We start from the raw sequence: 7,952 nt of genomic DNA, 5'->3' as shown, positions 1-7,952 counted from the left end.
GCGATCTCCAAGTTCGGTTTGCTCGGCAAGCACCCGACCACGGGGGCTGCTATCGCTTCCCCGTTCGTTGCGATGAGCCAAAGTTTCGGTAAACAAGCGAATGTGTATTGGTATGAGATTTTTGAGATTGTCCGGGCTAACTGCACTACTGACTATTCGGGTGCTGCCCCGGGTGATGAGGTTATGGAGCAGTTGTTGAAAGCCCGCTCGTAGATGCGTCCTAGTGTTTTTGAGCTTATTTGGGGCGTTTTGTTGCGGTAAATCCTGCCCCTAGCGCAATCCCAACTCCGGTGCCGATAGCTAACCCCAAGGCAATATTGTTCATAATGAACCTGAAGAACGCGCGCAGCGTTACTGCTATACCCGCTACCAAAAACCAGGCCACAACGTTACCGCCTGTAACCCATTGTTCAAACGGAAAGTCGCAGCTTACGCTCGGGTCTCTACAGACCTGGAAGAACAAGTCACCAGCTTGAGTTTAGAACCCAGTACTCGCATGGAGCGGTTAATATCCGTGATCGCGCGCTTAAACTCCCGCTCACTCTACAGGCCAATATACAGGCCAAACGAGCTATCAGACACGTGCTTTCACCTCCTTACAACATGGGCTAAAATCCCTTGACACAACTGCAGGTGTAAAAGTAAATTCTGAAATGAAAATGGGTTTGGTCACTTTTTGACCCATTACAACGACGCAAAAAGAGTAACACAGATGAACACGATGATTTCTTGCTCTGAGGTTTCGTTTAAGTTTCCAGGAGCTAGGGTTGATCGGGTTATTTTCGACGAGATGACTGCGTCTTTTGATGCGGGAATGTTTCATGCGGTGATGGGACCGTCTGGCTCGGGTAAAACCACTCTGTTGAGTTTGCTAGATGGTTCCCTTGCTCCCGATTACGGAACGATTATGCTAGCTGGGCGTCCCGTCGAATCGTATTCACGACGCGAGCTACGTTCACGCTTGTTGGCTCGGGTTTATCAGGATTATCGACTGGTGTCCTTTTTGAGTGTGGTGGATAACGTGCGCCTAGCACAGCAGGCAGCCGGTAGCTTACGTAGCCATCCGCTTTTAGCTTTGGAGTATTTAGAGCGTCTTGGGGTTAAAGACTTAGCGGAGTATCCGGTAGATAATCTATCGGGAGGCGAAGCGCAGCGAGTAGCAATTGCGCGGGCTTTGATTAATTCTCCACAAGTCTTGCTCGCAGACGAACCTACCGGGGCTTTGGATGAGAAAAACTCTCATGAAATCGGTATTCTACTGCGTGAATTGTCGCATGAGTTAAACGTTTGTTTAGTGGTAGTCACGCATGATCCTGCTTTAGCCGCGCTTGCTGACCGGGTAGTGGAAGTGAACGATTATCGCTTGCGTGAAAAACAGCTCGCGCCTGCGACAGCCTACTGAGGTGAGATTATGGGATGGCGCCTAACCTGGGGCTGCGTAAAAGCGAACCTCAAGCTAGTGGTAGGCTTTTTTGTTTGTCTGCTTACGCTGTCTTTCACCGCGATTTTTTTGAATAATATCGCCACTGTGTATCGTCAAACGGTAGCCGAGGATACGCGAGTCACATATGGAGGGTTTGCCTACCGTATCGGGGCTACCACCCAAAATGCCCAACAACTGTTAAACTCCACGAGCGCTGTTCAAAATCTGGTGCCGGTTATCACCACCACCTGCCAGCTTGACTATGGTGAGAGTAGGGCAGATGCGGAGTGGAAGCGTTCCGGAGCCGGCTTTGATTATGGACGCTTACTGACAGGAAAACGCGCCACCACTAATAATGAAGTAGAAATTTCCCAGTCCCTTGCCGCGCGCAGCCCTATTGGGCTGGGAGGTGAGATTGCCTGTGATAGTAGGCGCTTTCAGGTAGTGGGTATTAGTGTTTTACCAGCGCGCCGGTCAGAAGTCTATATATCAACCCGCCTGGATTCCTCAACCGACTCGGCTAACGTCACCAACTGGGTAGCTAACACCGATATAGCTAATTCAAATTATCGACCACTCTTTGATCGCGGAGAATTGCGTAAAATCTCGCTAGATTACGCGATTCGCTATGCACAGGAATCAGCAGAGCAAGGATTTGTTGCAAACGCTCTGATTATCTCCCATCTATTGCTCGCAACTGTCGGGATTGTGCTACTGCTAGGATTTTTAGCATTTCGACGGTCTACTGCAAAATTGCGGCAGGCACTCCTGGCAGCCGGTTTTAGCAGCCTGAAAACAAGCTGGCTTAGCCTCGTACCTCTTTTCCTGTCCCTGTTTAGCGGGGTTCTTCTTGGAGCTTTAGGCGGTTATTTGGCGCTATTTACCTGGCGAGATCAGATTGCGCTTCGTTTTGAACAAGTTTGGGATGCGGTATCGCTAAGCGGCGATTATCGGGCTTTACTCGAACTAGTCACTTATTGCGTGGGCGTACTAGCGGTATATGTGGTTGCGCTTCATTTAAGCGCTTATCGTTCAATTAAAACTAGGGCATCTAAATCTAGTAATCACGAGTTAAAAACCGAGCTTATCGCAGGTCTCACGTTGCTGAGTGTGGGAGTTTTATGCAGCTTCTTAACTAGTTCAAATGTCGCTGTCTTGTATTACATTGCGCTAGCCGCAATCGGGATCGGGGTTGCACTGCTCGGATGTGCGCTGCCCTTCTACGTTTATAAATCCCCTCTACGTCTAGCCGCCTACCGCGCTAGCGTACATAGTTTTATTCTCGGGCCAATCATCTGTCTGTTTTGCATCCTCGCCACTCTCGGGGTCACTAACGCTACCATGCAGCAAAGAGCCCTCACCATCGGTAAACCTAACGCTAACAGTTACCTTACCGTTTCGTTTATTAACGATGCAGACGTAACCTATCTGAAAACTCGTTTCCCGCAGATCATGACCCATGCCATCATGTTTGGGTTCCCGGAAAAATCAGAACACTCTTTGCGCGTAGCAGAAGGTGCCTACGCAGCCTGCATCCATCAAAACTCCAATAGCGACAGGTGTAACCAGTGGATGACACTGGTGGGCTTTGTCCTATCCGAAAACGGCAAAGAGCTAACCGGAAAAATCTCTCCAGAACTCGCCGACACCCAAGACTCCGCCGAATACGCCCTGGTTATTTTTGGCCCCAATCTGGATAAGCCAGAAGAAACCATTCCCGTTACACTGCCCAAAAAGGTAGACGAACGCCTCGACTATGCAGAATTACCTGGCTGGGTAGCTAACCCTCAAGACCCAATCTTTAGCAATAAAGGATTTACTATCGGGATAGAAAGACGCCTATACATCCCGGACTTTTCACACTACCCCGCAGACCAGCAACAACAATTCAAATCTGTGACCCAACAGCTCTCATCCGATCTGGCCTTATCAGAACCTCTCGACACCAGCAGCCAAACCCTAGACATCATCAACTGGTTAATCCTGTCCATCGAAACTGCTCTCTGCCTACTACTTATCTATATCGGCACCACCATCAGCACCAAAAACAGTCACGCCCTAGTTAGCATCCTGCGATACTACGGTTACCCGCCTCATAAACTAGCAGCCATACGTTTAACTCAAATAGCCCCCTATCTAGCCGCGGTGGTGGCTGGTTCGCTTATCGGCCGAATAATGCTAAGACCAGTTGTTGCCGGCCGTGCAGTACCCGAAAACATTTCCCCAGACTGGACATGGATTCTACCAGCCATCATTATCGCGGCTGTCGTTGGCCTTACCCTCGTCCCTAAAACAGTAAAAAGTCCGGGATAAGGAGATAAACCATAAAGCAATACAGACACCACTACGAGGCGGTAATCTAAAACTGTCCAAAAAACAATCCGCACCACCATAGTAGTAGGTAAAGACGGAAAAGTGGTGCTAGCGAAATATCGGGTACGCGCCAAAGGGCATGTGGCTCGCTTGCGTAAAGAACTGGGAATCGATTAGTGGTACGCCACCGGGGACTCGAACCCCGAACCCTCTGATTAAGAGTCAGATGCTCTAGCCAGTTGAGCTAGTGGCGCAGGTAAAAGCCAAAACGACTTTCGTACGCCACCGGGGACTCGAACCCCGAACCCTCTGATTAAGAGTCAGATGCTCTAGCCAGTTGAGCTAGTGGCGCATCGCTGCTAAACGCAACGAATAAACTCTAACCCGCCAGGTGCGTCCTCGCGAAACCAATACCGGCATTGGGAGCAGTTTCACACGTGGAAGAAACAAAGTTAGTGCCAAGCTAAACTGGGGGACATGGCGCCAGCGAATGATTTTGTTCATCTTCATGTTCACACTGACTATTCCATGTTGGATGGTGCCGCCCGGATCGGAAAACTAGTGGAGCGGGCGGTAGAAATCGGTCAACCAGCCGTAGCTATTACCGATCATGGATACCTGTTCGGTGCATACGAGTTTTATAAAGCCGCCACCGATGCTGGCGTTAAACCCATAGTTGGTCTCGAAGCCTATATCACCCCCGGTACCTCTCGCTTTGATCAAACTCGGCAGCGTTGGGGAGAAGAAAGCCAGCGGGCAGATGACGTATCGGCACGCGGCGCCTACACCCATATGACCCTGCTATCGCGCACTACCGAGGGGATGCATAACCTGTTTCGTTTAGGCTCTCTAGCCTCCATCGATGGACAGATGCAAAAATGGCCACGAGCCGACCGAGATCTGTTGGAACGATACTCCACCGGACTGATTGGCACCAGCGGATGCCCCTCGGGAGAAATCCAAACCCGTCTGCGCCTAGGGCAATGGGAAGAAGCCAAAAAAGCCGCTGGGGAACTACAAGATATTTTCGGTAAAGAAAACTTCTTTATCGAACTGATGGATCATGGACTGCGAATCGAACGGCGGGTGCGCAACGAGCTACTTAAACTAGCAAAAGTTATCGATGCCCCCCTGGTAGCTACCAACGACTCCCACTATGTTCTCGAAAGTGACCAACCCACCCAAGATGCTCTGCTGTGTATCAACTCGGGGTCACGTCTAAATGATGCTGACCGTTTCCGTTTCGAAGGATCCGGATATTACCTGAAAACGGCAGAGCAGATGCGTGAACTCTTCTCCGAATTCCCTGAAGCCTGCGATAACACCCTGAAAATCGCGGAAATGTGCGAAGTACATTTCAAAACCACCGCCGAGGGCGCCGACTATATGCCCCAGTTTGAAGTACCGGCCGGAGAGGATACCACCAGCTGGTTCGTAAAAGAAGTCCAACGCGGCCTGCACCGGCGTTACCCGCAAGGCATCCCCGAAAAATCCCAAAAACAAGCCGACTACGAGTGCGGGATCATCACCCAGATGGGATTCCCTGGATACTTCCTGGTAGTAGCCGACTATATTAACTGGGCGAAAGCGCAAGGAATCCGGGTAGGGCCGGGGCGCGGATCGGGAGCCGGATCCATCGTGGCCTACGCGATGGGGATAACCGAACTCGACCCCCTCGAACATGGGTTAATGTTCGAACGTTTCCTCAATCCCGAGCGGGTATCTATGCCCGATATTGACGTAGACTTCGATGAGCGCCGGCGCGGAGAAGTCATCGATTACGTGACCGAAAAATACGGGAAAGACCGGGTCGCACAGGTAGTCACCTACGGCAAAATCAAAGCTAAACAGGCGCTAAAAGACTCCTGCCGGATCATGGATAAGCCCTATGCTTTGGGCGATCAGCTCACCAAGAAAATGCCGCCCGCGATTATGGGTAAAGATATCCCGCTCTCGGGAATCTACGATGAGAAGCATCCGCGCTACGGGGAAGCCAGCGAGTTTCGCCAATACGTTTCCGATAACGCAGGCGAAGTAAAGCCAGTCATCAAAATGGCGCAAGGCCTAGAGGGCATCACCCGCCAATGGGGAGTGCATGCCTGCGCGGTGATCATGTCCAGTCATGATTTAACCGATATCGTACCGATGATGAAACGCCTGGCTGACGGGGCAATCATCACCCAATTTGACTATCCCACCTGCGAAACCTTGGGACTGTTGAAAATGGACTTCCTGGGGCTGCGTAACCTGACCGTCATCTCGGACGCCCTCGACAATATCGTGGCTAATGGGAAAGAACCCCTGGATTTAGAGCAAGTTCCCCTAGATAACCGCCCCACTTACGAGCTACTTTCCCGGGCAGAAACCCTGGGGGTATTTCAGCTGGATTCTGCGGGAATGAGGTCGCTGATGCGGCTGATGAAACCCACCGAGTTCTCCGATATTTCCGCGGTCGGTGCCCTCTACCGTCCTGGCCCTATGGGGGCGAACTCGCACACCAACTATGCTTTGCGAAAAAATGGGCGCCAAGAAATCGAGCCTATTCATCCCGCCCTCTCCGAAGCCCTCGCCGATATTTTGGACGAAACCTACGGCCTCATCGTCTACCAAGAACAGGTAATGGCAATCGCCCAAAAGGTCGCCGGTTATTCCCTGGGACAGGCAGATATTTTGCGCCGCGCTATGGGTAAGAAAAAGAAAAAGGAGATGGATAAACAATATTCGCGCTTCCACGATGGGATGATAGAGCGCGGATACCCCGAGGACGCGGTCAGTAAACTATGGGAAATCCTGGTGCCATTTTCCTCCTACGCGTTCAACAAATCGCACTCGGCTGCCTACGGGTTAGTTTCCTATTGGACGGCGTATCTAAAAGCCAACTATCCCACCGAATATATGGCGGCACTGCTTACCTCCACCAAAGACAATAAAGATAAACTAGCCCTGTACCTGCGGGAATGTCGCCGCATGAATATTGCGGTACTCCCGCCGGACGTGAATGCCTCCGCCTCAGATTTCACGGCGGTGGGAGAGTCTATACGTTTCGGTCTATCAGCGGTCCGCAACGTCGGTATCAACGTGGTAGCTGAAATCGTGAAAACCCGTAAAGAAAAAGGTGACTACACTTCCTTCCACGATTTCCTGGACAAAGTACCCATCGAGGTTTGCAATAAACGGGTAGTGGAATCCTTGATTAAAGCCGGAGCTTTCGATTCCTTAGGGCACGCTCGCCGTCCGCTCGAAGCTATCCATATCGAGGCCGTAGACTCCGTAATTGACGTGAAACGCAACGCTGCCATGGGGCAAGAAGACCTCTTCGGGATGATGGATGCCGATGAAGGAGTTACTTTCACCGTGCAAATCCCCGATCTTCCCGAATGGGATAAACAACAAAAACTAAAATTTGAACGCGACATGTTGGGGCTTTATGTTTCTGACCACCCCTTGCAGGGGATAGAGACGATTCTTGCCCACAATAGCGACACTGAAATCGTGGATCTTTCTACCGAAGATGGAGTCCGGGATGGCCAACAGATTCAAATATGTGGCCTGATCACTGCGGTGCAAAGTAAAACCACCAAGCGAGACGGGAACCTGTGGGCGATCGCCACTATCGAAGATATTTCTGGTTCCACCGATGTGCTATTTTTCCCGCAGACCTACCAGAAGTACTCCCAAGATTTGGTGACGGATGAAATCGTGAGTGTGCGCGGGCGGGTACGGATACGTGACGAAGAAGCTTCCCTCTATGCGCAAGAAATGACGTTGCCCGATATTAGCCAAGTCTCCAACGGCCCGTTAAATATCTATATCGCCGCCAATCGCCTTACCGAGGAGGTGGCGGAGCAATTGCGAGACATCTTGGGTTCCAGTCCGGGACAAAGCGAAGTTCGGATGCATCTGCGTGGCTCTAAAGGAGTAACTATCGTGCAGTTGGGTGATGATTTGCGGGTAAATCGCGGCTCCGGTTTAGCCGGCCAGCTAAAAACCCTACTCGGCCTGCACTGTCTAGAAAAGCGCAAATAACCTACCGCGGGCGGGTCGGGCCGTAAAAGCGCTCGGGGGACCCCGGTGATTCTCGCTTCGCTCGACTCAAGCCCCCTCTCGCATCTTTTACGGCTCCACCCTAGCCGGCGGGGGGGAGGAAAGAGTTTCTCCCCCCCCCAGGGGGGTGAGCCGGTTGGGGCGGGGCCGTGGAGCAACTCCTGCCGGAGCT

The 7,952-nt window shown here is 51.5% G+C and carries 4 protein-coding genes, 2 tRNA genes and 2 pseudogenes; 5 read left to right on the top strand and 3 right to left on the bottom strand.

Annotated features, from left to right (window positions below):
• Window positions 1-213, top strand: a pseudogene (locus tag RDM26_RS08110) (terminase); the annotation flags it as partial.
• Window positions 214-235: 22 nt separating this feature from the next.
• On the opposite strand, the gene RDM26_RS08105 reads toward RDM26_RS08110, so the two are convergent.
• The gene (locus tag RDM26_RS08105) at window positions 236-385 is read right to left on the bottom strand and encodes a hypothetical protein (RefSeq protein ID WP_307738459.1); all 150 of its coding nucleotides are present in this window, start codon (window positions 383-385) and stop codon (window positions 236-238) included.
• Between the two features lie 327 nt (window positions 386-712).
• Here RDM26_RS08105 and RDM26_RS08100 point away from each other — a divergent pair, with 327 nt between their 5' ends.
• From RDM26_RS08100 to RDM26_RS08090, 3 genes and pseudogenes are all read left to right on the top strand, one after another.
• Window positions 713-1,402, top strand: coding sequence for an ATP-binding cassette domain-containing protein (locus RDM26_RS08100; protein ID WP_307738458.1), 690 nt, complete (start codon window positions 713-715; stop codon window positions 1,400-1,402).
• A gap of 9 nt (window positions 1,403-1,411) precedes the next feature.
• On the top strand, window positions 1,412-3,736 hold the full coding sequence (locus RDM26_RS08095; protein ID WP_307738457.1) for a hypothetical protein: 2,325 nt from the start codon (window positions 1,412-1,414) through the stop codon (window positions 3,734-3,736).
• Window positions 3,737-3,802: 66 nt separating this feature from the next.
• Window positions 3,803-3,913 (top strand): annotated as a pseudogene (locus RDM26_RS08090) (peroxiredoxin); the annotation flags it as partial.
• Here RDM26_RS08090 and RDM26_RS08085 read toward each other — a convergent pair.
• Window positions 3,914-3,990, bottom strand: a tRNA-Lys gene (locus tag RDM26_RS08085).
• A 24-nt stretch (window positions 3,991-4,014) separates the two neighbouring features.
• Window positions 4,015-4,088 (bottom strand) — tRNA-Lys (locus RDM26_RS08080).
• A gap of 125 nt (window positions 4,089-4,213) precedes the next feature.
• On the opposite strand from RDM26_RS08080, the gene dnaE reads away from it, so the two are divergent.
• Window positions 4,214-7,762, top strand: a complete 3,549-nt coding sequence (dnaE, locus tag RDM26_RS08075; protein WP_307738456.1) for a DNA polymerase III subunit alpha — start codon at window positions 4,214-4,216, stop codon at window positions 7,760-7,762.
• The last annotated feature ends 190 nt before the right edge of the window (window positions 7,763-7,952 follow it).

This window comes from uncultured Varibaculum sp., assembly GCF_902489465.1.
Lineage (GTDB): Bacteria > Actinomycetota > Actinomycetes > Actinomycetales > Actinomycetaceae > Varibaculum.
Note: the sequence above shows the minus strand (reverse complement) of the source record. Positions and strands in the feature narration are given on the sequence as shown.